The organism is Enterobacter sp. IF2SW-B1, assembly GCF_001743375.1.
GTDB classification, from domain to species: Bacteria; Pseudomonadota; Gammaproteobacteria; order Enterobacterales; family Enterobacteriaceae; genus Enterobacter; species Enterobacter bugandensis.
This window is the reverse complement of sequence record NZ_MJAA01000399.1, coordinates 1-352: the sequence shown is the minus strand read 5'-3', so window position 1 is coordinate 352 and position 352 is coordinate 1. Positions and strand designations below refer to the sequence as shown.

Annotated in this window: 1 pseudogene; it reads left to right on the top strand. The window is 63.6% G+C overall.

Annotated elements, in window-relative coordinates:
• A pseudogene (locus A6013_RS24795) lies at positions 1-352 on the top strand (Na+/H+ antiporter); the annotation flags it as partial.

Here is a 352-nt window from a genome sequence, read left to right as displayed (position 1 = left end):
CGATGGAGCTCGGGTGCGGGACCACGCGCGAGCTGCTGATTGCCTCCTTCGCGGGCGTACGCGGGGCGATAACCCTCGCCGGTGGGCTCTCTATTCCGCTGGTGCTGCCGACGGGCGACGTCTTCCCGGCGCGCTACGAGCTGGTGTTCGTGGCGGCGGGCGTGTTTCTCTTCTCGCTGTTTGTCGGCGTGTTTATGCGCCGCTCTTTCCTCCACCACATTGCGGCCGGTGACTCGACCCAACAGCACAATGAGGAGCGGATAGCCCGTGCGGCGACGGCAGAAGTCGCGATTGTCGCCATTGAGAAGATGGAGGAGCGTCTGGCTGCCGATGCCGAAGAGAACATTGATAA